Below are 24,548 nucleotides of genomic sequence, written 5' to 3' on the forward strand. Positions count from 1 at the left end.
GCTGACAGCCTTCTGTCAGGAGCAGCGCCGGCAGCGCACAAACAGCTAAAGATTCTGACAGCCGGTGCCGCCCCGGAATGCTCATCTCTCCGCGTACTGAACGCCAAGGAGATGACATCATGACCGAGAAAACCTGCGCTGCCTGCGATTGCCAGCTGGACGCCAACCCGATCCGCGTCAAGGTCGGCGGCAAGACCGTCGAGGTCTGCTGCGAGGAATGCGCGATTGCGCTGAACGAAGCCGGCGCCTCAGTGGCCGGCGCATCAGTGGCCGGCAACGGGGAAGCCTGAGCGATGCGCCCCGATCATGCAGCGGCGGCGCAATGCCTCGCACATCAGCCGACAACTCAAACCGCGACGTTCCGGCGGTCCTTGCGGACACAAGGCATCGCGGCGGCCAACTGGATCGGCCGTCAACTGGAAAGGCGCCGAAGCCGCCTTGCCTTGCTCGAAATGACCGACGAACAGCTCAAGGACATCGGCCTGTCGCGCAGCCAAGCTCACCGCGAATACATGCGCCGTTTGTGGGAGTGAGCCATGGCCGTTACGAAGGGCCCGACAGGTGAAGTCTCCTGACAGGTTTGGACAGGCCAATCGCCTAATGTGCCGGAGCAGCTTTCGGTGCAAGGGTAGAATGCCACGGCCATGTCTCAGCTCACCATGTCGCAGTTCACGGTACAGACGCTTCTGGACACCGGCACCGTCATGGTGAGGGATGTCCTCTGCAGCGGCGAATGCCGGCACAAGAGCGAAGAAGAGTGCACCGCTGCCACGCATCTTGTGTTTCCCTATCGCGGCGTCTTCGTGCGCCATGTCGGCCGCAACGATGCGGTCGCCGAAGCCAACCAGTTGTTGTTCTTCAACAACGCCGAAGGCTACCGGATCAGCCATCCCGTCGAGGGTGGCGATTCCTGCCTCGATCTCGTTGTCGAGGAGGCGCAACTGCAGGAGCTGACGCCGAAGGAGAAGTTGTGCTCGGGCAGCGCTGTGGCGTTTCGTCGTCAGCGCCGCCGCATCGACCCGCGGGCTCAGGCGCTGGTGGCGGTGCTGCGCCACAGCCTGAGCCGCAACATTGCCGAAACGCTGGAGGCCGAAACCCTGGCGCTGACGCTAGTGCGGCGCTCCCTCGGCGAGCGCACCTCGCATGCCGCCGGCGCCAGCGCTGGCCGGCAGAAGCTGGTCGATCGCGCCAAGCTCGTCCTGTCCTCGGATCTTTCGCGGCGCTGGACGCTGGCCGAGATCGCCGCTGAAGTCGGGGTATCACCGGTTTATCTCACGCAGGTTTTCCAGCACGTCGAGGCGATGCCGCTCTATCGCTACCATCTGCGCCTGCGGCTGGCGCGCGCGCTGGACCTGCTTGGCTGCTACGACAATCTGACCACGCTCGGCCTGGACCTCGGCTTCTCCAGCCACAGTCATTTCAGCTCAGCGTTCAGGCAGGTCTACGGGCGAACGCCGGCGGAATTCCAACGCTCGATCAAGCCGCGCTGATCGGGTCGACTATCAGCCGCGCAAGGCTGCCATTGCAGCCGCGTGAAGCTCCGGCGTTGCGGCGGCCAGGATGTCGCCGCCCTTTTCCGCCGGACCGCCCTCGAATGTGGTGACGACGCCGCCGGCCTTTTCGATGATCGGGATCAGCGCCACGATGTCGTAGGGTTTCAATCCGGGATCGGCGACGATGTCGACGCTGCCGGACGCGATCATGGCAAAGGCGTAGCAATCGGCTCCGTAGCGGGCGAGCTGGATCTGTTTCTCGAACGCGTCGTAGCGGGTGCGCGCCTCGCCCTTGAAAAGCGCCGGCGTGGTGGTGAACAAGGTCGCCTCGTCAAGCTTCGTCCTCTTGCGGGTCGACAGCTTCCGCGGCCCACCGGGGCCTTCGTAGTGGGAGCCGGAAGCGTTGGCGTAGAACAGCTCGCCGGTGAACGGCTGCGCCATCATACCGGCGACGGCGTCACCGTCGACCGTCAATCCGACCAGCGTTCCCCACACCGGCAGGCCTGAGATGAAGGCGCGGGTACCATCGATCGGATCGATCACCCAGACATGCCTTGAGGAGATGTTTTCGCTGCCATGTTCTTCGCCAAGGATACCGTGATCGGGATACTCAGCCGAGATCAGCGCCCGGATGGCGCGCTCGGCCTCGCGGTCGGCCTCGGTGACCGGGTCGAAACTGCCTTTTTCCTTGTTGGCCACCGCGCCCTGTGCGCGGAAACGCGGCAAGGTTTCAGCCGCCGCCGCTTGCGCGATCCGGCGCATGAAATCGATGCTGATGTCCACGTGATTCTCCCGCATTGCAGAGTGCCAACCCGGTCTGCAGGCACTTTCCCGCCAAAACAAGCCGGTTTATCGATTTTAGAGACATCAGCGTTGCCGAAATGTCACACATCGGCGCCATCGAAACGCATTTTCACATCAGAGTGAATTAAAAAAGCGTGGGATCGATTGACATTTGTGCATCGCACAATAAATTTGTTCTCGGACAGGTTTTCCTGTCCATGCCCTCCTTGGGCGTTTCCTCCCTAGACTTCGACCGTGTCGTGCAAACGATGCGGTCTTTTTTTACGCTGCGGGATGGCCAGCGCGGGATCTCATGAACAGCCGCCGCTCCGTGTCATTCGGCGGCCAGCGGCAGGTCTATGAAGTGGTGGTCGGGCATCGCCATCAGGTCGGCCGAAAAGCGCGCCATATCGTCGGCCAGCGCATCGAAGCCGGCCGATTTCTGGAACGTCCGCTCATTCATGTAGAGGCCGCGATTGACCTCGATCTGCAGCGCATGCAGATGGCGCGCCGGCCGGCCGTAATGCTCGGTGATGAAGCCGCCTGCATAGGGTTTGTTGTGGGCGACGGTGTAGCCCATGCCGATGAGCAGGCCGATCGCCGTCTCGGTCAGGGCCGCCGTGGCCGAGATGCCGAAACGGTCGCCGACGATGAAATCCGGCCGCAGGCCGCTGTCGCCCACCCTGATGCTCGCCGGCATCGAATGGCAGTCGATCAGCACGGCATAGCCGAACCTGGCATGGGTTCTGGTCAAAAGCCGCTTCAGCGTCTCGTGATAGGGTTTGTAGACCACCTCTATGCGCTGGACGGCCTCCGCCAGCGGCAGACGGCCGGAATAGATGTCGAGCCCCTCGCCCACCAGCTTGGGCACGGTGCCGAGCCCGCCGGCGACGCGCGCCGAGCGGATGTTGCAGAAGGACGGCACCGGCTCGGCGAACATGCGCGGGTCGAGTTCCCAGGGTTCGCGATTGACGTCGAGGTAGGCGCGCGGAAAATTCGCCGCCAGCATCGGCGCGCCCAGCACCACCGCGCTGCCGAACAGCTCGTCGACATAGCAATCCTCGGAGCGGCGGATGGCGTTCCGGTCGAGCCGCGCCATGGCCAGGAAGCGGTCTGGATAATAGCGGCCGCTATGCGGTGAGTTGAAGACGAAGGGAACGCGCTGCTCGGCGCCCGATCGGATTTCGAAGGGTGGAACGACCGAAAAATCTTCGGCTGCCGTCGTCAATTTGAACGAACCCGGAAACAGCAATGCATCATGATGGGAAACTGCCACCTCATCGGCCGCATGTCCAGCATTTCGGCATGTCAGGAACCCCGTCAAATCAGGATTAATCCCGCCAACGTTCACTTGATGTTTACCGTCAGCTCCTCATATACAGGATGGTTAACGGGCTTGCCGGACGGCAGGCTTGGCTGGGGTGATTCGGACGGGACAAGATGGCACGCATTCTGCTGGCGGAAGACGACGACGACATGCGCCGGTTCCTGGTCAAGGCACTGGAGCGGGCCGGCTACCACGTCAGCGATTTCGACAATGGCGCCAGCGCCTACGAGCGGCTGCGCGAAGAACCTTTCTCCCTGCTGCTGACCGATATCGTCATGCCGGAGATGGACGGCATCGAACTCGCCCGCCGCGCCACCGAGATCGATCCCGACCTGAAGGTGATGTTCATCACCGGTTTCGCGGCCGTCGCGCTCAACCCCGATTCCAAGGCGCCGAAAGACGCCAAGGTGCTGTCCAAGCCCTTCCACCTGCGCGATCTCGTCAACGAGGTCGAAAAAATGCTGCAGGCCGCCTGAAGCACGCGCACTGTGTGATCTCGCCGGTTCTTCGGCGGCGCGACAAAACGAGCCTTTCTTTCCCCTTCCTGCTATTGACGCGCTGGACCAAAAATGGTGTATGCGCGGCTTCGGATGGGCGTGTAGCTCAGCGGGAGAGCACTGCATTGACATTGCAGGGGTCACAGGTTCAATCCCTGTCACGCCCACCATCCTTTCAATAACTTAGCCAAGCCCGTTTTTGGCGCACCCCTTCGACGACTTAGCCGATAAGGCGGCCACCGCTTGTGGCAGCCGCCTCGTGTTTGTGGACATTCTAATGCATGGCGCTCAAAAGTGGTCCCGGTTTGAGACAACGACATGCATAAAAACAAAGACCTATAGCGCGTCGCCTGAGTCCGTTCAAACGCGACGCGCTTTAGACGTGGTGCGGGCTTAGCGTCCTTGAAGGCGCAGGCTCGATGCCGTCCTCCATAAGAATATCCTTCTTGCGAGCGAACGCGACGAAGACGCCTCGTGCTGTCTCGGGTTCCACATCACCAATCAGAGCGGCTTTGCAAGCGCGAATAGCAGCTCTCTGCTCCGGGCTGTTGCCACACCATTCGGCTGCGAATTGATAGGCATCCGCGACCGTGTTGAGTTGGCGGGGAAAGCCCAATCCCACCCACACCCGGACCGGCTTTTCAAAAGGTTTCGATAGCATCATGACCTCCTTTCCTAATGCATGTCACCCAGAAGTGTGCCGCGGGTCTGGGACAACGGCATGCATCAAAACAAAGACTTAAAGCGTGTCGCATGAATCGGTTTCAGCGCGACGCGCTTTAGGCAGTCACTCCTCCGCCTTCGCCACCTCTGCCCATCATCCACGGCATTGTCGTGGATGCTTCTTCAAGGATTCTGGCTGCTTTCGCAAAACCGCTGAACGCGTCTCTGGCTGCGGACAGCGGATAATCGCTATCGAAAGCTCGCTGGCAGGCCCGCAATGCGGTTTGGTGAATGGGGCCGCGCCTGTCCTTCGGCCATTCATAGAGGAACTCCAGAGCGTCCTCGAGACACGTGATTTCCTGAACAAGGTTGTCGCCGCTTTTCACGAAAACGGCGCTGTCAAACATCCGATCGTTCATATGATCCTCCAAATCGAACCAACCATTGAGTTTATGGTTTGCGCGGTCCAGGCCAACTGCGGGCGCGCGACAGATGCGCGCCAGTACGTCCTGCAGTGATCATCTTCGTTTCTCCGCAATCACAGCCTCCCGGCCGAAACCGGGAGGCGGACCCGCAGTTCAAAGTGACAGATGACAGGATTACGCGGCTTTACGCGCGCGGTCCGTGTCTTGCGTGATCTGAGTGGCGGCCGTCGGCGTGTCGCCCACGCCGATGCTGATGCGGCGCGGCTTCAGCTCTTCGGGAATCTCGCGGACAATGTCGATCGAGAGGAGGCCATTCTCCAGTTTGGCTGCCTTGATCTTCATGTGGTCGGCAAGCTTGAACGTCTGCCTGAAACTGCGGTAAGCGATGCCCTGGTGCAGCAGCTGGCGTCCGCTCTGATCATCAGCTTTCTGGCCTACCACGACCAGTTCGGGTCCATGCTGGGTAAGCTCGACCTCATCCTGGCTGAAGCCTGCGATGGCCATCGAGATACGGTAATCGTTCTCGTCGATCTTCTCGATGTTATAGGGCGGCCAGTCTGGACGCGTGCCGCTGTCGAGCATGTCGAAAAGCCGGTCGAAACCGACGGTGGTCCGATAGAGGGTATCAAAGGTTCTCATAGCCACATCCTCCTTGAAGCAACATGGGTACAAGGACGCCGCCCCGTGCGGCGCCGCCATTTTTTGCCGAGCCTTATGGCCTTGGCGGAAATCGAATTAGGAGGCGCCCCAAATGAGTTCAAGAGCATCTCGAATTTTTTTTAGTAGCATCCTTCGCATCGACGGAAAGCGAAATCTGAGTTTCTACGGGACCTTCCCTTCGAACAGTCGAACAGCCCCTTGAAGTACAGATCCGGCGGGAAGTTTTCGCGCGATCTGCGCGACCGCATCGTCTACTGCCCCCGCCGTCCCGTTTCGTATTCAAATGCCGGCCAGCAAGGAACCGGGTAGCGGCCTTCCGATCCGTAAATCCGCCCTATCGGGGGCGAAACGTCCCGGCACGTGCCGGGACGTTTCTGGCTCGCGGATCACTGTGGCCGCGGATCGGGCCTGTCGGGCTTGTCATGAGGGGTGTTGTTGCCTTCACGGCACGGTGTGCCGATGCCGCAGCATTTGCCGTTGTAGGTGACACCGGGCTTGGTCTTCTCGCATTCCCTCGGCGGTGCCGTCTGACACCCTGCCAGCACCGAAACCGCGATGGCGGCGAGAAATGCGTTTCTTGAAGTGATAAACATTGACGTTCTCCTTGATGGACCGTGTTTGCTACACACCGCTTGGTCGCGGGCGGCAGCGAAATGGTTCAAGGAAAATTGGAATCAGGCCGCGCCGAGGCGGACATCACCCTTCTCAATATGGTTGAGAAACCACGCATATGTCTGTTCCAATCCATCGCGAAGCGCGTAGCGCGGGCGCCATCCCGTCGCAAACAGCCGCGAAACATCCATCAACTTGCGCGGCGTGCCATCTGGCTTGGTCGTATCGAAGGCGATATTAGCCTCGACGCCGGCGACCGATGCGACGGTCTGGGCAAGCTCGGCAATGGTGACATCCTCGCCCGAACCGACATTGACGTGGCTGTCGCGGGCATAATTCTTCAACAGCCAGACCAAGGCATCGGCGGCGTCGTCGACATGCAGGAATTCACGCCGTGGCGTGCCCGAGCCCCAGACCTCGAGGCTGTTGCCGCCGCTCAGCGCCAGCGCATGCGCCTTTCGCATCAGGGCCGGCACGACATGGCTGGACTGGAGATCGAAATTGTCGCCAGGACCGTAAAGGTTGGCCGGCATCGCCGAGATGTAGTCGACGCCATGCTGGCGCCGATAGGCCTGGCACAGTTTGAGCCCGGCGATCTTGGCGATCGCATACCATTCATTGGTGGGTTCGAGCGGACCGGTCAGCAGCGCGTCTTCCCTGATCGGCTGCGGCGCGAGCTTTGGATAGATGCAGGACGAGCCGAGAAACAAAAGCTTGCCGACCTCGCTGCGAAAGGCGCCGTCAATGACATTGCCCTGCATAACCAGGTTTTGCTGCAGGAAATCGACAGGGAACCGGTCATTGGCCAGGATACCGCCGACTTTGGCGGCCGCCATCACCACCGCATCCGGCCTGTGCTCGGCCATCCAGCGCCGCACCCCTGCCTGGTCGAGCAGGTCGAGCCTGTCGCGCGATACGGTGAGTATCTCGCAGTCCTCGCTCGCCAGCCGGCGCACGACGGCCGAACCGACCATGCCGCGATGCCCGGCGACGAAGACACGCTTGCCCTTCAGCTCAAATGTCGCGTCCATGAACCTGCCTCACGCAGAGCGGCTGTTCTGCCGCGTGCCGCCGGCCGCGCGCGCCAGATCGGCCTGCACCATTTCCGTCACCAGATCCCTGAAGCCGGTCGTGTGCGACCAGCCAAGTCTTGCCTTGGCCTTGGCCGGGTCACCGAGCAGCAGGTCGACCTCGGTCGGCCGGAAATAGCGCGGATCGACGCGCACCACGACAGCGCCCGAACCGGCATCGACACCGACCTCGTCGACACCTTCGCCTTGCCAGCGAATGCTGCGGCCGGTCTCGGCAAACGCCAGTTCGACGAATTCACGTACCGAATGCGCCTCGCCGGTTGCCAGCACGAAATCGTCGGCTTCGCTGTGCTGCAGAATGCGCCACATGCCCTCCACATAGTCGCGCGCATGGCCCCAATCACGCCTGGCGTCGAGATTGCCGAGATAGAGCGTGTCCTGCAGGCCATGATGGATCGAGGCGACGGCCCGCGTGATCTTGCGGGTGACGAAGGTCTCGCCGCGTGTCGGGCTTTCGTGGTTGAACAGGATGCCGTTGGCGGCGAACATGCCGTAAGCCTCGCGGTAGTTGACCGTGATCCAGTAGGCGTAAAGCTTGGCCGCTGCATAGGGCGAGCGCGGATGGAAGGGCGTCTCCTCGCTTTGCGGGACCTCGCGCGCCTTGCCATAAAGCTCCGACGTCGATGCCTGGTAGAAGCGCACCGACTTCTCCAGGCGCAGAATGCGGATTGCCTCGAGCAGCCTGAGTGTTCCCAGCGCATCGGCATTGCCGGTGTATTCCGGGGTCTCGAAACTCACCTGGACATGGCTCTGGGCGCCGAGATTGTAGATCTCGCTGGGCTGTGTCTCCTGCACCAGGCGAATGAGGTTGGTTGCGTCGGTCAGATCGCCATAATGCAGGAAGAAACGCGCACCGCGCTCGTGCGGATCGACATAGATGTCGTCAACGCGCTCGGTGTTGAACGAGGACGAGCGGCGTTTGACGCCATGGACAATATAGCCCTTCTGCAGAAGCAATTCTGCGAGATAGGCCCCGTCCTGCCCGGTTACACCGGTGATGAGCGCCACTTTTTCCGTCATTGCCGCTCCGTCCGCATCCAATCCCGGCAACCGAATACAGATTTGGCGCGAGAACGCAAATCCCCCATACCGGGGACAGGTTTCAGCCAGCGATTGTGTCGTTCTCAGGCACCTGCAACCGCGCAGAAATGCTTCATCCTGGCCAGTGCAAGCTCGGGATCGGCGAGCAACCCTGCCTGGTCGGCAAGGCGGAAGATGTCGGCATAGTGCAGGATGCCGCGCGCCGACTGCATGCCGCCGACCATGGCGAAATGGTCCTGATGGCCGTTGAGCCAGGCAATGAAGACGATGCCGGCCTTGTAATACTCCGTCGGCGCCTCGAAGATCTTGCGCGACAACGGCACTGTCGGCGCCATCAGCGCGTCAAAGCCGGCGCGGTCGCCGTCAGCCAGTTTCGCGAGCGCCGCACTGGCGACCGGCGCGATGGCGTCGAATATGCCGAGCAAGGCGTGCGAGTGCCGCTTCCCGTCGCCGGCAATCAGTTCGGGATAGTTGAAATCGTCGCCGGTGAACATGACGACGCCTTCCGGCAACCGGTTGCGCAAGGCAACTTCCTTGCCGGCATCGAGCAGGGAAATCTTTATCCCCTCGACCTTGCCGGCATGGCGCTCGATGATGGCGACGACGGTGTCGAGCGCGGCCTCGAAATTGCCGCTGCCCCAATAACCTTTCAGTGCAGGATCGAACATGTCGCCCAGCCAGTGCAGGATGACCTTGCCGGATGCCTGGCTGAGGATGCGATCGTAGACCCTGATATAGTCGTCCGGACCCTTTGCGACCGCTGCCAGCGCCCGGCTGGCCATCATGATCGCCTTGCCGCCCTCGCCTTCAATGAAAGCGAACTGCTCCTCATAGGCGGCGATCACATCTTCGAGTGATCTCGAATTGGCCGGCGCCAGATGATCGGTGCCGGCGCCCGAGGCGAGGTCTGCGCCTTCGACGCTGTGCGCCTCGGCGATCGAGCGCCGGATCAATTCCTGCGCATTCGCCCAGTCGAAACCCATGCCGCGCTGCGAGGTGTCCATCGCCTCGGCGATGCGGAAGCCAAGCCGCCACAAATGATGCCGAAACGCCATCGTCTTGTCCCAGTCGACCGCAGGCTTCGACCAGGGGTCGGTCATCGCGAAAGGGTCGGCGACGACATGGGCCGCGGCATAGGCGATGCGCGGGAAAACTGCACCGATTACGGGCTCGACCGGACTGCCCGCGAGCTTGTAGCTGACGCGGCCGCCATTCTGCGTAGGCAGGGTGATATCCATGGCAACCTCCGTTTTCGGCACCCTATAAATGGAACGTTCCAATAAATCAAGGAACTTTATGATTCCGGCGATTGAACTGGGCCAAACGTTGAAGAAGGCTAAGAGTCCTTGCTAGGAACCACATTCATCACCTTTTCGATCTCCGCAAGAATCCCGATTGACTCTCGTTTGGCAGAGGGATTAGAACGTTCCAATAGATTTTCTCATTCAGGCGGAGGAAACCACCGACATGGCCAGCCGGGCCAAGGCAACGATCCTGGACATCGCCCGCGAGGCTGGTGTGTCCAAATCGACGGTGTCGCTTGTGCTGCAAGGCTCAGGGCTGATCCGGCCTGAAACCGCGGTCAAGGTTCGCAAGGCGATCGAGGATGTCGGATATGTCTACAACCGCGGCGCCGCCAATCTGCGCAAAGCCCATTCCAACGTCATCGGCATGGTCATCAACGATCTCACCAACCCCTTTTTCGCCGAGCTGGCGGTCGGCATGGAGCGCGTCTTCCAGTCGGCCGGCATCGTGCCCTTCATCGCCAACACGGCGGAGAACCCGGTGCGCCAGGAAGAAGTGCTGAAGTCGCTGATGGAACAGGGCGTCGCAGGCCTGATCGTGTCACCGGCACGCGGCACCACGCCGGGCGCCTTCCGTCGCCTCGAGATGGCGGGCGTGCCGGTCGTCTTCGCCATGCGCCGCCTGCCGGACAGCCGCATCCCGGTGATCGCTCCTGACAACCATCGCGGCGCGTATCTCGCCGCCGCCCATCTGATCGGCAAGGGCCATCGCCGGCTGGCCTTCTTCGGCGGCACCTCCGACCTGGTCGTCTATCAGGAGCGCCTGGGCGGTTTTCGTGAAGCTTGCGAAACATTGGGCATTGCCAGGCGCGACGTGCTTGTCGTCGAAGGCGAGACCAGCCGCAGGGGCGGCATCGCGTGCCTGGAAACCGCCCTTGCCATGGCCGAGCCGCCGACGGCGGCACTGTGCTTCAACGATGCCGTCGCCTTCGGCGTCATGCTGGCGCTGCGCAAGCGCGGGCTGGAGCCCGGCGCGGACTTTGCCGTCGTCGGCTTCGACGACGTGGTCGAGGCCGAGCATTATATGCCGGCGCTGACCAGCGTCTCGGTCGATACACCCGGCCTCGGTGAACGCGCCGCCCACGTCATGCTGAAGATGATCCAGTCGCGCACCACGCATGCCGAGGACCATATCGGCGCCGTCAATCTGGTCGTCAGGGACAGCTGCGGTCCCGGTCGCCGCGCCCAGAACACATCAGCAGGAATGGGAGACGCGGCATGAGCGTCAGATGGGGACTGATCGGCGCCAGCACGATCGCCAAACAGTTCATGATCAACGCCATCCGCGCACAAAAGGATGGCGAGATATCAGCGGTGATGAGCTCCAACCCGGAGCGCGCCAAGACCTATGCCGCAGAAAACAACATTCCTCTCGCCGTCTCGACGCTTGACGATTTGCTCGGCGCCGACATCGACGTCGTCTACATCTCGACCACCAATGAACTGCATCTCGAACAGGCGCTGGCCGCGATAAAGGCGGGAAAGCATGTTCTGTGCGAAAAGCCGCTGGCGCTGAACAGCACTGATGCGCGCACGATGGTCGCCGCCGCCAAGGAAGCCGGCGTGGTGCTTGGCACCAACCATCATCTGCGCAATGCCGGCGCCCACCACGCCATGCGCGACGCCATATCAGCCGGCCGCATCGGCAAGCCGATTGCCGCGCGTGTTTTCCATGCCGTCTATTTGCCGGAGAACCTGCAGGGCTGGCGCATCACCAGACCGGAAGCCGGCGGCGGCGTGGTGCTCGACATCACCGTGCACGATGCCGACACGCTGCGCTTCGTGCTCGGCGACGACCCGATCGAGATTTCGGCCTTCACCCAGTCGGCCGGCATGGCCGGCAGCGGGCTGGAAGACGGTGCCATGTGCATCTGGCGCTTCAGGTCCGGTTTGATTGCCCAGTCGCATGAAGGCTTCACAACCAAGTTCGCCGATACCGGCTTTGAGGTGCATGGTTCCGAAGGTTCGCTGATCGCAAAAAATGTGATGACGCAGAAGCCAGTCGGCTCGGTGCTGCTACGCACCGCCAAAGGCGAGGAAGAACTGAGCTTCGACCGAGAAGACCTCTACGCCAGGTCGCTGCGCCAGTTCCATGCCGCTATTAGCGGCGCGGGCCAGCCCTCCGCAACCGGCGAGGACGGCGTCTGGTCACTAGCCTGCGCCGAAGCAGCGTTGCTGTCCGGGAAATCCGGCAAGGCGGTTGCCATCGAGCCGAAACTCGGGAGCGCCAAGTGAGCAAGCTCGTCTCCGCTCAGCGGGCCGCCAGCCTCATCAAGGACGGCATGACCGTCTCCGTCTCGTCATCGAGCGGCCTCGGCTGCCCGGATGCCGTGCTGGCTGCCATCGGCGAGCGCTTCGACGCTGAAGGCCATCCGAAAGACATCACCACGCTGCATCCGATCGCCGCCGGCGACATGTATGGCATCAAGGGCATCGACCATCTGGCCAAGCCCGGCTTGTTGAAGCGCACGCTCTGCGGCTCCTATCCCTCGGGCCCCTCCTCGTCCGAGCCGCCGCAGATATGGAAGATGATCGGCGACAATACGGTCGCCGCCTACAATGTGCCGTCCGGCATCCTGTTCGACATGCACCGCGAGGCCGCCGCCAAGCGGCCGGGCGTGCTGACCAAGGTCGGCCTCGACACTTTTGCCGACCCGCGCCACCAGGGCTGCGCCATGAACGCGGCGGCAAGCGAGCCGATCGTCTCGGTGCAGCAGTTCGACGGCGAGGAATGGCTCTATTTCCGCTCGATCGTGCCCAACGTTTCGATCATCCGCGCCACCACCGCCGACGAGCGCGGCAACCTCACTTACGAGCATGAAGGCGCCTATTTGGGCGGCCTCGAACAGGCGCTCGCCGCCCGCAACAATGGCGGCATCGTCATTGCGCAGGTCAAGCGCGTCGTCGAGAACGGCACGCTGAAGCCGCATGACGTGCGCGTGCCCGGCGTCCTGGTCGACCACATCGTGGTGGCGCCGGACCAATTGCAGACGACGTTGACGCCTTACGACCCGGCGATTTCGGGCGAGATCTTCCGGCCGTTGTCCAGCTTCCGCAACGCTGAGATGAACGTCCAGAAAGTAATCGCGCGCCGCGTCGCCATGGAATTGCGCGACGGCATGGCGGTCAACATCGGCTTCGGCATCTCGGCCAACGTGCCGCGTATCCTTCTCGAGGAAGGCCAGCACGGCAAGGTCACCTGGGTGATCGAGCAGGGCGCCGTCGGCGGCGTGCCGCTGCTCGACTTCAAGTTCGGCTGCGCTTCCAATGCCGATGCGATCATGCCCTCGCCGCACCAGTTCATCTATTTCCAGGCCGGCGGCTTCGATGCCTCGCTGCTCTCCTTCTTGCAGATCGACCGCCATGGCTCCGTCAACGTGTCGAAACTCTCGGCCCGGCCACATGTCACCGCCGGGGCCGGCGGCTTTGTCGACATCACGGCACGGGCGAAAAAGATCGTCTTCTCCGGCTTCTTCAATGCCGGCGCAAAACTGTCGCTCGCCGATGGCGGCATCCGCATCGACGCGGAAGGCAAGGTCAAGAAGGTGGTCAACGAGGTCGAACACATCTCCTTCTCCGGCAAGCGCGCCGTCGCGCAAGGGCAGGACATCACCTACGTCACCGAGCGCTGCGTGATGAAGCTGACGCCGGACGGCCTGATGGTGACGGAACTTGCGCCGGGCGTCGACCTCGAGCGCGATGTGTTGGCTCAGTCCGAAACACCGCTCGGCGTCGCCAACGACCTCAAGGTGACACCGGCGGCGCTGTACCAGGATCGGCCGATCGGCCTGTCGCTCAATGGCGGCGCTTCGCTCGGAGGCGCGCATGGCTGAGCGCCTCGTCACCTTCGAACAGGACGGCGCCATCGGCATCGTCACGCTGCGCCGGGCGGAAAAGTTCAATGCGTTGGACATTCCGATGCTGCGCGCGCTCGAGGCAACGCTCGACGAGGCCGAAATGGCTGAAGACGTGCGCGTCGTGCTGATCCGTGGCGAAGGCAAAGGCTTTTGCGCCGGCGGCGATGTCGAGGCCTGGGGCGAGATGAGCGCTGCAGACTTTCAGGTGCATTGGGTGCGTTATGGCCACCGCGTCTTCGACCGACTGGCGCGGCTGCGGCAACCGACCATCGCGGCGCTTTCCGGCCATGCGCTGGGTGGCGGGCTGGAACTGGCGGTCGCCTGCGACTTCCGCATCGCCGAAACGCAGGTCAAACTCGGCTTCCCCGAAACCTCGATCGGCGTCGTGCCGGGCTGGTCCGGCACGCAGCGCGCCGTGCGCCGCTTTGGGGCCCAGATCGTGCGCCGCATGGCGCTCGGTGGCGAGGTCTTTGCCGCCCCCGACGCGCTCGCCCTCGGCATTGTCGATCGTGTGGTCGAGACCGGCCAGGCGCTGGCCGAGGCGAAGGCGTGGGGAGAAAAGATCGCCGAACGGGGGCCGCTCGCAACTGAAGCCGCCAAGCTGATGATTGCGGTCGCCGAAGGCGAGGAAAGCGCCGCCGCCACCGAGGCGCTCGCCAGCGGCTTCATTGCGCTGACCGGCGACCTCAAAGCCGGCGTGAGCGCCTTCAAGGCCAAGCAGAAGCCGGCCTTTTCGAGATCCTAGAGAAAGCATGATGAACGCACCGCTCAACATTTCCATGCCGGCCGAGGCGTCCAAGGCGCCGAAGGCTTACAAGCTCCTGATCGACGGCAAGCATGTCGATGCCCGTGACGGCCGCACGATTGCGCGCAACAGCCCCGGCCATGGCTTCACCGTTTCGCGCTATGCGCAGGCCGGCGAGGCCGAGGTGGAGGCGGCCATGCAGGCCGCGCACAAGGCATTCGAGACCGGCCCGTGGCCGCGCACGAAGGCGGCCGAGCGCGCCGCCATCCTGCTCAAGACGGCCGACCTGATCGAGGCCCAGCTCGAAGACATCGCCCGACTCGATGCGCTGGAATCCGGCAAGCCGATCGCCCAGGCGCGCGGCGAGATCGGCGGCGCCATCGACATCTGGCGCTATGCCGCCTCGCTCGCCCGCACGCTGCACGGCGAAAGCTACGCCAATCTCGGCGACGCCATGCTGGGCGTGGTCCTGCGCGAGCCGATCGGCGTCGTCTCGATCATCACCCCGTGGAATTTCCCGTTCCTGATCGTCAGCCAGAAACTGCCCTTCGCGCTCGCCGCCGGCTGCACCGCGGTGGTCAAGCCGAGCGAAATGACCTCGGCCTCGACCTTCGTGCTCGGCGACATCCTGATGCAGGCCGGCCTGCCCGCGGGCGTCGTCAACATCCTGGCCGGCCTCGGCGCCGATGTCGGGGGGCCGATGGTCAGCCATCCGCTGGTCGAGATGGTGTCGTTCACCGGCTCTACCCGCGTCGGCAAGATGACCATGGCTTCCGCCGCGCAGTCGCTGAAGAAAGTCTCGATGGAGCTCGGCGGCAAGAACGGCCAGATCGTCTTCCCCGATGCCGATCTCGAGGCGGCCGCTGACGCAGCAGTGTTCGGCGGCTTCTTCAACGCCGGCGAATGCTGCAATGCCGGCAGTCGGCTGATCGTGCATGAAGCCATCGCCGACGATTTCCTCGCCACTGTCAAGGCCCTGACCGCCAAGGTAACGGTCGGCGACCCACTCGACGACCGAACCAAGGTTGGCGCGATGATTTCCGCCGACCATCTGACCAAGGTCGCAGATTACGTTGCGGCAGCAGCAAAAGACGGCAGCAATGTCTATAGCGGTGGCGGCCAATTGGCGTCCAATGCCGGCCACTACCTCGATCCGACCATCATCCGCGGCGTTACCGAAGACATGGCTATTGCGCGCGAGGAAGTGTTCGGCCCGGTGCTCTCCGTGCTGACTTTTGGATCGATTGAAAAGGCGTTGCACATCGCCAACAACACGCCCTATGGTCTGTCGGCAGGGGTGTGGAGCGCCAGCATCGACACTTGTATGTCGGTGGCGCGTGGTGTGCGTTCGGGGACCGTTTGGGTGAACACATTCATGGAAGGCTTTCCCGAGTTGCCATTCGGGGGCTACAAGCAGTCCGGCATCGGACGCGAACTCGGCAAACGCGCTGTCGAGGATTATACCGAGGAAAAGACAATCCAGTTTCATCGCGGCCAGCGCACCGGTTGGTGGGTCGGCTGAGTTTGGAAGAACCCGGTGGGCTTCCACCGGTCATGTAATGCAACAAGGGAGGTAGAACATGTTGCGCAAACTGCTTATCGGAACGGCTCTGGCGACGGCCTTTGCTTTCTCGGCCCATGCCGAGGACGTCAAGGAAGTGCAGATGCTGCATTGGTGGACGTCGGGCGGCGAAGCGGCTGCTCTCAACGTCCTCAAGGGCGACCTTGCCAAGGAAGGCTATGCCTGGAAGGACGTGCCGGTGGCCGGTGGTGGCGGCGACGCCGCCATGACTGCGCTGAAGGCGATGGTCGCGGCCGGCAATTACCCGACCGCGTCGCAGATGCTCGGCTACACCGTGCTCGACTATGCGGCGGCCGGCGTCATGGGCGACCTGACCGAGACGGCGAAGAAGGAAGGCTGGGACAAGTCGGTTCCGGCAGCCCTGCAGAAGTTCTCCGTCTATGACGGCAAGTGGGTCGCTGCTCCAGTCAACGTCCACTCCGTCAACTGGCTGTGGATCAACAAGGCGGTGATGGACAAGATCGGCGGCACCGAGCCAAAGACCTTCGACGACTTCGTCGCCCTGCTCGACAAAGCCAAGGCGGCTGGCGTCATTCCGCTCGCCCTTGGCGGCCAGAACTGGCAGGAAGCCACCATGTTCGACTCGGTTGTGCTGTCGACCGGCGGACCTGAGTTCTACAAGAAGGCCTTCAACGACCTCGACGACGAGTCCCTCAAGTCGGACACGATGAAGAAGTCGTTCGACAACCTCGCCAAGCTCGTCACCTATGTCGACCCGAACTTCTCGGGCCGCGACTGGAACCTTGCCACCGCCATGGTCATCAAGGGCGATGCCCTGGTGCAGGTGATGGGTGACTGGGCCAAGGGCGAGTTCAACGCCGCCAAGAAAACGCCGGGCACCGACTTCCTGTGCTATCGCTTCCCGGGCACGGAAGGCTCGGTGGTCTACAACTCCGACATGTTCGGCATGTTCAACGTTCCGGACGACCGCAAGGCCGCCCAGGTCGCGTTGGCCACCGCCACCCTGTCGAAGAGCTTCCAGTCGGCCTTCAACGTCGTCAAGGGTTCGGTTCCCGCCCGTACCGACGTTCCGGACACCGACTTCGACGCGTGCGGCAAGAAGGGCATCGCCGACCTAAAGGCTGCCAACGAAGGCGGCACACTGTTCGGCTCGCTTGCCCAGGGCTATGGCGCGCCTCCGGCGGTCGCCAATGCCTACAAGGACGTCGTTTCGAAGTTCGTCCACGGTCAGATCAAGACCTCGGACGAAGCCGTGACCGAACTGGTCAAGGCAATCGACGACGCCAAGTAAGCGCTGGCCAGAAACACACCTTCCCCGCTTCGGCGGGGAAGGTGTCACCTAAGGATTGGCCAGCTGGCGCAATTCCAGGAAAAGTGTGAGCGGTTTTCCGGCCGGAATTGCGTAAAAGAAAGAGTTAGAGAGGTTCGCCGTTTCCGTGAAACGGTGAAAGCGCTCTTGAACACCATGCCGACCAGAGACCCGTATGCACGGGGCCGCCTTGCCTCCTGACGGCAGAGCACGGACGACCCTAACGGGAGGAGCCTCATGAGCAGTGTAGCGACAACCCAGATCAAGCTGACACCCGAGCGGTCTCGCCCCTCCGTGCGCGCGCGACTGCAGGACGCGCTGCCGAAGATCGTGCTGGCGCCGAGCTTCGCCATCACCATCGTCTTCGTCTATGGCTTTATCCTGTGGACGGTCTATCTGTCCTTCACCAATTCCAAGACCTTCCCGTCCTATGTCATTACCGGACCACGCGCGTATCTACGGCTATGGGGCTGGACGTTCGACTCCGACCCGCCATCGAGCTGGTACACGTCGATCGTCAATATGGGCATTTTCGGTTTTCTCTACATCGCCATCTGCCTGGCGCTCGGCCTGTTCCTGGCCATCCTGCTCGACCAGAAGATCCGCGGCGAAGGCGTGCTGCGGCCGATCTATCTCTACCCGATGGCGCTGTCCTTCATCGTCACCGGCGTTGCCTGGAAATGGTTCCTCGACCCGGGCCTCGGTCTTGAGCAGACCTTGCATCAGTGGGGCTGGACGAGCTTCCATTTCGACTGGATCAAGAACAAGGATTTCGTCATCTACACGGTGGTCATTGCCGGCGTCTGGCAGGCCTCCGGCTTCATCATGGCGATGTTCCTGGCCGGCCTGCGCGGCATCGACGGCGAGATCATGAAGGCGGCGCAGATCGACGGTGCCACCACCTTCCAGCTCTATCGCCGCATCGTCATTCCGCTGCTGCGGCCAATCTTCCTGTCGGCCTTCATCGTGCTCGCCCACCTCGCCATCAAGTCGTACGATCTGGTGGTGGCGCTGACCAGCGGCGGCCCCGGTGGCTCGGCCTGGCTGCCGTCCAACTTCATGTATGAGTACACCTTCAAGCGCAACGAAATGGCTGTCGGCTCGGCCAGTGCCGTGATCATGCTGATGACCATCGTTGCCATCATCGTGCCTTATCTCTATTCGGAACTCAGGGAGAAGCCGCGATGAGCGCTGTCGCCACCCCTGCCCGCCCCGCTGCTTCCCAAAAGGCCTCCGGCGGCATGAGCACCAAGACCCTAAACCGCATCGTCATCTACGGGCTTCTGGCGCTGTTTGCGCTGTTTTATCTGATGCCGCTGTTCGTCATGCTGGTGACCTCGTTCAAGACCATGGACGAGATCCAGAACGGCAACATGCTGGCGTTGCCCACGGCGCCGACCTTCGACCCGTGGCTGAAGGCCTGGGGCGAGACCTGCGTCGGCCTCACCTGCGCCGGCATCAAGGGCTATTTCTGGAACTCGATCAAGATGGTGGTTCCAGCCGTACTGATCTCGACCATGCTCGGCGCGCTCAACGGCTACGTCTTGACCAAATGGCGTTTTCGCGGCGCCACGCTGGTGTTCGGGCTGATGCTGTTTGCCTGCTTCATTCCGTTCCAGTCGGTGCTGCTGCCGATGGCGACCATCCTCGGCAGCCTGGGACGTTTCGGCGTGAAGCTGCAGAATGCGACGGGTACGAGTTTCGGTCTCGGCAATCCGACGGTCAACCTGGTCTTCGTCCATGTCGTCTACGGCATCGGCTTCACCACACTGTTTTTCCGCAACTATTACGAGGCATTCCCGAACGAGCTGATCAAGGCCGCACAGGTCGACGGCGCCTCCTTCTTCCAGATCTTCCGCCGCATCATGCTGCCGAACTCGATGCCGATCTTCGTCGTCACCGTCATCTACCAGTTCACCAACATCTGGAACGACTTCCTGTTCGCTTCGGCTTACGCCGGCACAGGCGACTCCATGCCGATGACGGTGGCGCTCAACAACGTCGTCAACACCTCGACCGGCGTCGTCGAATACAACGTCAACATGGCGGCCGCGATGATCGCGGCTCTGCCCACCCTGATCGTCTATGTCGTCGCCGGCCGCTATTTCGTGCGCGGGCTGATGGCTGGCGCGGTCAAGGGCTGATCAATTCGGAAGGAACGACCATGGCTTTTCTGGAAATTGATGGGCTGAAGAAGCGCTTCGGGAATGTCGAGATCCTGAAGGGGATCGATGTCGAGCTCGAAAAGGGCGGCTTCCTGGTGCTGGTCGGCCCGTCCGGCTGCGGCAAGTCCACCTTGCTCAACACGATTGCCGGCCTGGAGCAGATCACCGAGGGCGAAATCCGCGTCGACGGCCGCGCCATCAACGATCTGCACCCATCCAAGCGCGACATCGCCATGGTGTTCCAGAGCTATGCGCTCTATCCGAACATGACGGTGGCCGGAAACATCTCCTTCGGCATGGAGATGCGCGGCGTGCCGGCCGACGAACGCCAAAAGGCGATCGACAAGGTGGCCAAGGTCCTGCAGATCGGCCACCTCCTGCAGCGCAAGCCGAGCCAGCTTTCCGGCGGCCAGCGCCAGCGCGTCGCCATGGGCCGCGCGCTGGTGCGCGACCCCAAGCTGTTCCTGTTCGACGAGCCTTTGTCCAACCTCGACGCCAAATTGCGCGTCGATATGCGCATCGAGATCAAGCGCCTGCATGCCACCACCGGCACAACCATCGTCTACGTCACCCACGACCAGATCGAGGCGATGACGCTGGCGACCAAGATCGCCGTCATGCGCGACGGCGAGGTGCAGCAGTTCGGCACCCCGGCCGAGATCTACAACAACCCGACCAATTTGTTCGTCGCCGACTTCATGGGTTCGCCAGCGATGAACCTGATCCCGGCGACCATTGCCACGTCGGGCAATGCGCTGTCCGTCGTGTTGGAGCGCGAGGCGCGCGAGCCGATCACGCTGCCGATGGCCAACGCGCCGGCGGGTCTTTCGGCATTCCAGGGCAAGCCGATCATCTTCGGCGTGCGCCCGGAAGCGCTGACCGATCCGGAAGGTGCGGAACGCAACGCCTCCAACATTGCCACTGCCGACCTGCACATCGAAGTGGTCGAGCCGGCAGGGTCCGACACGTTCGCGGTGACCAACCTCGGCGGCAAGGGCGTGGTGGCGCGGTTGCGGGCCGACGCCAACATCCAGCCGGGCACCAGCACGCCGCTCGCCTTCAACCTGACCAAGGCCGTGTTCTTCGATCCGGCGACCGAACACCGCATCCGCTGATCGAGATGGTCAGCCCCGATATCGTCATCATCGGCTCCGGCATCGGCGGCGCTACGATCGCTTCCGGCCTGGCCGGCAGCGGCGCCTCGGTCCTGATGCTGGAGCGCGGCGAGCCCTTGCCGGCAACGCCGCATGCCCGCGACACGCGCTCGATCTTCGTCGATGGCCACTACCGTCCGAAGGAGATGTGGCGCGAGCCCGGCGGCGGCGCCTTCAACCCCGGCAATTACTACTGTGTCGGCGGCAATTCGAAATTCTACGGCGCGGTGCTGATCCGCTACCGCAAAGAGGATTTCGCCGCCATGGAGCACTTCGGTGGCGTCTCGCCGGCATGGCCGTTTTCCTACGATGAATTCGAGCCTTGGTATTCGAAAGCCGAGCAGCTGTTTCGCGTCCGCGGCTCGCTCGGCGAGGACCCGACCGAACCGTTCCACTCCATCCCCTATGCTTTCAAGCCGGTGCCCGACGAAGCGCCGATTGCGCGCGCCCGCGCCGAGCTGAAGGGACTGGGCCTGCACCCCGCTTCGCTGCCGCTCGGCGTCGACATCGACACCTGGCTGAAAGAGGGCAAGACCGGCTGGGACGCATTCCCCAACACCGCCCAGGGCAAGGTTGATGCGCAGACCGGACCGCTGACGGCTGCACTCAAGGACAGCAATATCCGACTCGAAACCGGCTGCCATGTCGAATATCTCGAAGCGTCGTCCGACGGCAAAAGCATCGCTGCCGTTCACTACCGTCAGAATGGCGAGCTGAAGAAAGTCGCGCCGAAGCTGGTCATCCTGTCCGCCGGCGCGGTCAATTCCGCCGTCATCCTGCTGCGCTCGCCTTCACCAGATGGCAAAGGCCTCGCCAACCGCTCCGACCAGGTCGGCCGCAATTTCATGAACCATAATTCGAGCGCCATGCTGGCGATCGATCCGCGCCGCAGGAACGACAGCGTCTACCAGAAGACGCTGATGCTGAATGACTACTATCTCTCCGACGGCAAAGGCGGCAAGCCGCTCGGCAACGTCCAGCTGCTCGGCAAGATCGACGGCAACATGTTGAAGGCCAACGTCAAACGCGTGCCGAAATTCGCGCTCGATTACATGGCCGGTCACGCCGTCGACTGGTATCTGATGTGCGAGGATCTACCCGATCCGGAAAGCCGCATCATGGTCGACGGCAAGGACATCGTCATGCAATGGCAGCGCTCCAACATGCAGTCGCTGGACGGGCTGACCAAGGTGATGCGTGAGAACTTCCGCGCCTGCGGTTATCCCATCGTGCTGTCGCGTCCCTTCGACAAGCGCACGCCCTCGCACCAGTGCGGCACGGTGAAAATGGGCGATGACCCGGCGACGTCGCCGCTCGACCCCTTCTGCCGCGCCTTCGACCACCCGAACCTGTTCGTTGTCGACGCCAGTTTTTTGCCGAACTCGGCCGCCGTGAATCCGGCGCTGTCGATTGCGGCACAGGCGCTGCGCGTGGCCGAGCATATTCGCCGAACGGACCTCGCGGCATGACCCGCCCCGCAGCAATCGTCACCGGCGGTGCGCGCGGCATTGGGCTCGCCTGCGCCGAGGCGCTGGCCGGGGACGGCTTCGACATTTTGATCGCCGACCTTGCCGAACAAGCGCCGGACGAACTGGCCGCCAACATCACCGCACGGGGTGCGGAGTTCGCCTATGTCCGTTGTGATATCGCCAACCTCGAGGATCACACGGCCCTCGTCGACGCCGCCATACGTGCCTTCAGCCGAATCGACTGCCTCGTCAACAATGCCGGCGTCGGCGCCATGGTGCGCGGCGATCTGCTGGAGCTGAAGCCCGAAAACTTCGACCGTGCGCTCGCCATCAATCTGCGCGGCACAGTCTTCCTTAGCCAGGCCGTCGCCAAGGCGATGCTGGCGGCTCCCAGCAATCATCCGCGCTCGATCATCACCATCACCTCGGTCAGCGCCGATATGGCCTCGCCGGAACGCGCCGACTACTGCATCTCGAAAGCCGGCCTTTCGATGTGGGTGAAGAACCTGGCGCTACGGCTTGCACCGGAAAACATCGGCGTGTTCGAACTGCGGCCGGGCATCATTCGCACCGACATGACCGCGAGCGTATCAGCCAAATACGACGCGCTTATCGACAGCGGCCTGGTGCCGGCAAAACGCTGGGGCGAAGCATCGGACATCGGCGCCGCGGTGGCGACGCTTGCCGCCGGCAAGCTCGGCTTTTCCACAGGCTCGATTATCAATGTCGACGGCGCGCTCTCCGTGCCTCGACTGTAGGTGGGTAGAGTTATGACCGACTACATCATCGTAGGTGCCGGCCCGGCCGGCTGCGTTCTGGCCAACCGGCTGAGCGAGGATCCAGCGAATTCCGTGCTGCTGCTCGAGGCCGGCGGCAAGGACTGGCACCCCTACATCCACATGCCGGCGGGCTTTGCCAAGATGACCAAGGGCATCGCTTCCTGGGGCTGGTCGACTGTGCCGCAGAGGCACATGCAGGACCGCGTCTTCTGGTATACGCAGGCGAAGGTGGTCGGCGGCGGCTCGTCCATCAATGCCCAGATATACACGCGCGGCAACGCTCGCGACTACGACGCATGGGAGAAGGAAGAGGGCCTCGCGGGCTGGGGCTATCGCGACGTGCTGCCCTATTTCAAGCGCGCCGAGAACAACCAGCGCTTCGCCAACGATTTTCACGGCGACCAGGGGCCGCTCGGCGTGTCGAACCCGATTTCGCCGCTGCCGATTTGCGAGGCCTATTTCCGCGCCGGCCAAGAGATGGGCATCCCCTTCAACCCGGATTTCAACGGCGCTAGCCAGGAAGGCGTCGGCTACTACCAGCTGACCCAGAAGGACGCCCGGCGCTCATCCGCTTCGGTCGCCTATTTGAAGCCCATCCGCGCCCGCAAGAACCTGACAGTCCGAACCGATGTGCTGGTCACCCGCATCGTGGTCGAGAAAGGCCGCGCCATCGGCGTCGAGATCGTCGACAAACCCGGCGGCGAGAAGACCATCATGCGCGCCGAGCGCGAAGTGATCGTCTCGTCCGGCGCCATCGGTTCGCCGAAGCTGTTGATGCAGTCGGGCATCGGCCCGGCTGATCACCTGAAATCGGTCGGCGTGACGCCGGTGCATGATCTGCCCGGTGTCGGCTCCAACATGCAGGACCATCTCGATTTGTTCGTCATCGCCGAATGCACCGGCGACCACACCTATGACAACTACGCCAAGCTGCACCGCACCGCGTGGGCCGGCTTGCAGTATCTGCTGCTGAAGAAAGGGCCGGTCGCCTCCAGCCTGTTCGAGACCGGCGGCTTCTGGTACGCCGATCCGACCGCCGCCTCGCCCGACATCCAGTTCCATCTGGGACTGGGCTCCGGCATCGAGGCCGGCGTCGAGAGGTTGAAGAACCCCGGCGTGACCTTGAACTCGGCCTTCCTGCGCCCGCGCTCGCGCGGCACGGTGCGGCTGAGCAGCGCCGACCCGGCCGACCACCCGCTGATCGATCCCAACTATTGGTCGGACCCTTATGACCGCGCCATGTCGATCAAGGGCCTCAGGCTTGCGCGCGAGATCATGCGGCAGAAGGCGCTTGCGCCTTACGTGTTGCGCGAGGTGCTGCCCGGACCATCGCTCGCCAGCGATGACGAGCTGATCGACTATGCCTGCCGCACCGCCAAGACCGACCATCACCCCGTGGGTACCTGCCGCATGGGCCATGACGATATGGCGGTGGTCACACCGGACCTGCGTCTGCGCGGCATCGAGGGCCTGCGCGTCTGCGATGCCTCGGTGATGCCGCGCGTGCCTTCCTCCAACACCAATGCGCCGACCATCATGGTCGGCGAAAAAGGCGCCGACATCATCCTCGGCCGCGAGCCGCTTCCGCCGGCGGTGTTCTCCGGCAATCGGGCCGCATAGCCACTTAGGAG

The 24,548-nt window shown here is 62.8% G+C and carries 25 protein-coding genes and 1 tRNA gene; 17 read left to right on the forward strand and 9 right to left on the reverse strand.

What is annotated here, in order from left to right; genetic code table 11:
- The first annotated feature begins 119 nt into the window (after positions 1–119).
- The 3 genes from AC3EML_RS29105 to AC3EML_RS29115 all read left to right on the forward strand — a co-directional run bounded on the left by AC3EML_RS29105 (position 120) and on the right by AC3EML_RS29115 (position 1,490).
- Positions 120–290, forward strand: coding sequence for a hypothetical protein (locus AC3EML_RS29105; RefSeq protein WP_023683236.1), 171 nt, complete (start codon positions 120–122; stop codon positions 288–290).
- Positions 291–293: 3 nt separating this feature from the next.
- Positions 294–533, forward strand: coding sequence for a DUF1127 domain-containing protein (locus AC3EML_RS29110; RefSeq protein ID WP_352521420.1), 240 nt, complete (start codon positions 294–296; stop codon positions 531–533).
- A gap of 126 nt (positions 534–659) precedes the next feature.
- Positions 660–1,490: a helix-turn-helix transcriptional regulator gene (locus AC3EML_RS29115; RefSeq protein ID WP_352521469.1), complete on the forward strand. Its 831-nt coding sequence runs from the start codon at positions 660–662 to the stop codon at positions 1,488–1,490.
- A gap of 12 nt (positions 1,491–1,502) precedes the next feature.
- Here the strand turns inward: AC3EML_RS29115 and hisN are convergent, their stop codons facing one another.
- Both hisN and AC3EML_RS29125 read right to left on the reverse strand, forming a co-directional pair.
- Entirely contained in the window at positions 1,503–2,276 is a 774-nt protein-coding gene (gene hisN / locus AC3EML_RS29120) for a histidinol-phosphatase (RefSeq protein ID WP_023671197.1), read from the reverse strand.
- A 334-nt stretch (positions 2,277–2,610) separates the two neighbouring features.
- Positions 2,611–3,552 (reverse strand): N-formylglutamate amidohydrolase, encoded by a 942-nt coding sequence (locus AC3EML_RS29125; RefSeq protein ID WP_023725192.1) that lies wholly within the window; start codon positions 3,550–3,552, stop codon positions 2,611–2,613.
- 164 nt (positions 3,553–3,716) lie between these two features.
- On the opposite strand from AC3EML_RS29125, the gene cpdR reads away from it, so the two are divergent.
- Positions 3,717–4,079: a cell cycle two-component system response regulator CpdR gene (cpdR, locus tag AC3EML_RS29130; RefSeq protein WP_023671195.1), complete on the forward strand. Its 363-nt coding sequence runs from the start codon at positions 3,717–3,719 to the stop codon at positions 4,077–4,079.
- Between the two features lie 116 nt (positions 4,080–4,195).
- Positions 4,196–4,270 (forward strand) — tRNA-Val (locus AC3EML_RS29135).
- Between the two features lie 206 nt (positions 4,271–4,476).
- On the opposite strand, the gene AC3EML_RS29140 is transcribed toward AC3EML_RS29135, so the two are convergent.
- From AC3EML_RS29140 to AC3EML_RS29170, 7 genes are all read right to left on the reverse strand, one after another.
- Positions 4,477–4,764 (reverse strand): DUF982 domain-containing protein, encoded by a 288-nt coding sequence (locus AC3EML_RS29140; protein WP_245260022.1) that lies wholly within the window; start codon positions 4,762–4,764, stop codon positions 4,477–4,479.
- Between the two features lie 115 nt (positions 4,765–4,879).
- Complete coding sequence (locus AC3EML_RS29145; protein WP_023733492.1) at positions 4,880–5,182, reverse strand: DUF982 domain-containing protein; 303 nt, start codon at positions 5,180–5,182, stop codon at positions 4,880–4,882.
- Positions 5,183–5,362: 180 nt separating this feature from the next.
- The gene (locus AC3EML_RS29150) at positions 5,363–5,827 is read right to left on the reverse strand and encodes an Hsp20 family protein (RefSeq protein ID WP_352521421.1); all 465 of its coding nucleotides are present in this window, start codon (positions 5,825–5,827) and stop codon (positions 5,363–5,365) included.
- A 407-nt stretch (positions 5,828–6,234) separates the two neighbouring features.
- On the reverse strand, positions 6,235–6,441 hold the full coding sequence (locus AC3EML_RS29155) for a hypothetical protein (protein ID WP_023710933.1): 207 nt from the start codon (positions 6,439–6,441) through the stop codon (positions 6,235–6,237).
- An 81-nt stretch (positions 6,442–6,522) separates the two neighbouring features.
- Positions 6,523–7,491 carry a GDP-L-fucose synthase gene (gene fcl, locus AC3EML_RS29160; RefSeq protein WP_352521422.1) on the reverse strand — a complete coding sequence of 323 codons (969 nt, stop codon included), beginning with the start codon at positions 7,489–7,491 and terminating at the stop codon, positions 6,523–6,525.
- Between the two features lie 9 nt (positions 7,492–7,500).
- The gene (gene gmd / locus AC3EML_RS29165) at positions 7,501–8,571 is read right to left on the reverse strand and encodes a GDP-mannose 4,6-dehydratase (protein WP_352521423.1); all 1,071 of its coding nucleotides are present in this window, start codon (positions 8,569–8,571) and stop codon (positions 7,501–7,503) included.
- A gap of 104 nt (positions 8,572–8,675) precedes the next feature.
- Positions 8,676–9,830, reverse strand: a complete 1,155-nt coding sequence (locus AC3EML_RS29170; RefSeq protein WP_023832920.1) for a dihydrodipicolinate synthase family protein — start codon at positions 9,828–9,830, stop codon at positions 8,676–8,678.
- Positions 9,831–10,059: 229 nt separating this feature from the next.
- Here AC3EML_RS29170 and AC3EML_RS29175 point away from each other — a divergent pair, with 229 nt between their 5' ends.
- From AC3EML_RS29175 to AC3EML_RS29230, 12 genes are all read left to right on the forward strand, one after another.
- Positions 10,060–11,118, forward strand: coding sequence for a LacI family DNA-binding transcriptional regulator (locus tag AC3EML_RS29175; RefSeq protein ID WP_023683225.1), 1,059 nt, complete (start codon positions 10,060–10,062; stop codon positions 11,116–11,118).
- Positions 11,115–12,131 (forward strand): Gfo/Idh/MocA family protein, encoded by a 1,017-nt coding sequence (locus AC3EML_RS29180; RefSeq protein WP_352521425.1) that lies wholly within the window; start codon positions 11,115–11,117, stop codon positions 12,129–12,131. The genes AC3EML_RS29175 and AC3EML_RS29180 overlap by 4 nt, the downstream gene beginning before the upstream one ends.
- Complete coding sequence (locus tag AC3EML_RS29185; protein WP_352521426.1) at positions 12,128–13,729, forward strand: acyl CoA:acetate/3-ketoacid CoA transferase; 1,602 nt, start codon at positions 12,128–12,130, stop codon at positions 13,727–13,729. The genes AC3EML_RS29180 and AC3EML_RS29185 overlap by 4 nt, the downstream gene beginning before the upstream one ends.
- Complete coding sequence (locus tag AC3EML_RS29190; protein ID WP_352521427.1) at positions 13,722–14,498, forward strand: enoyl-CoA hydratase/isomerase family protein; 777 nt, start codon at positions 13,722–13,724, stop codon at positions 14,496–14,498. Before AC3EML_RS29185 ends, AC3EML_RS29190 begins: the two co-directional genes overlap by 8 nt.
- Before the next feature lie 10 nt (positions 14,499–14,508).
- Positions 14,509–16,020, forward strand: a complete 1,512-nt coding sequence (locus AC3EML_RS29195) for an aldehyde dehydrogenase family protein (protein ID WP_352521470.1) — start codon at positions 14,509–14,511, stop codon at positions 16,018–16,020.
- A 58-nt stretch (positions 16,021–16,078) separates the two neighbouring features.
- Positions 16,079–17,332, forward strand: coding sequence for an ABC transporter substrate-binding protein (locus AC3EML_RS29200; RefSeq protein WP_027049809.1), 1,254 nt, complete (start codon positions 16,079–16,081; stop codon positions 17,330–17,332).
- Between the two features lie 255 nt (positions 17,333–17,587).
- A complete protein-coding gene (locus AC3EML_RS29205) occupies positions 17,588–18,538 on the forward strand; it encodes a carbohydrate ABC transporter permease (protein WP_023671182.1) in 951 nt (316 codons plus the stop codon).
- Positions 18,535–19,494, forward strand: a complete 960-nt coding sequence (locus tag AC3EML_RS29210; RefSeq protein ID WP_023671181.1) for a carbohydrate ABC transporter permease — start codon at positions 18,535–18,537, stop codon at positions 19,492–19,494. Before AC3EML_RS29205 ends, AC3EML_RS29210 begins: the two co-directional genes overlap by 4 nt.
- Positions 19,495–19,514: 20 nt before the next feature.
- Positions 19,515–20,630 (forward strand): ABC transporter ATP-binding protein, encoded by a 1,116-nt coding sequence (locus tag AC3EML_RS29215; RefSeq protein WP_023671180.1) that lies wholly within the window; start codon positions 19,515–19,517, stop codon positions 20,628–20,630.
- 5 nt (positions 20,631–20,635) lie between these two features.
- Positions 20,636–22,138 (forward strand): GMC oxidoreductase, encoded by a 1,503-nt coding sequence (locus tag AC3EML_RS29220; protein ID WP_352521428.1) that lies wholly within the window; start codon positions 20,636–20,638, stop codon positions 22,136–22,138.
- Complete coding sequence (locus tag AC3EML_RS29225) at positions 22,135–22,896, forward strand: 3-ketoacyl-ACP reductase (protein WP_352521429.1); 762 nt, start codon at positions 22,135–22,137, stop codon at positions 22,894–22,896. The genes AC3EML_RS29220 and AC3EML_RS29225 overlap by 4 nt, the downstream gene beginning before the upstream one ends.
- A 12-nt stretch (positions 22,897–22,908) precedes the next feature.
- A complete protein-coding gene (locus tag AC3EML_RS29230) occupies positions 22,909–24,537 on the forward strand; it encodes a GMC family oxidoreductase (RefSeq protein WP_023691834.1) in 1,629 nt (542 codons plus the stop codon).
- Positions 24,538–24,548 lie beyond the last annotated feature (11 nt).

This window comes from Mesorhizobium sp. P170090, assembly GCF_057786115.1.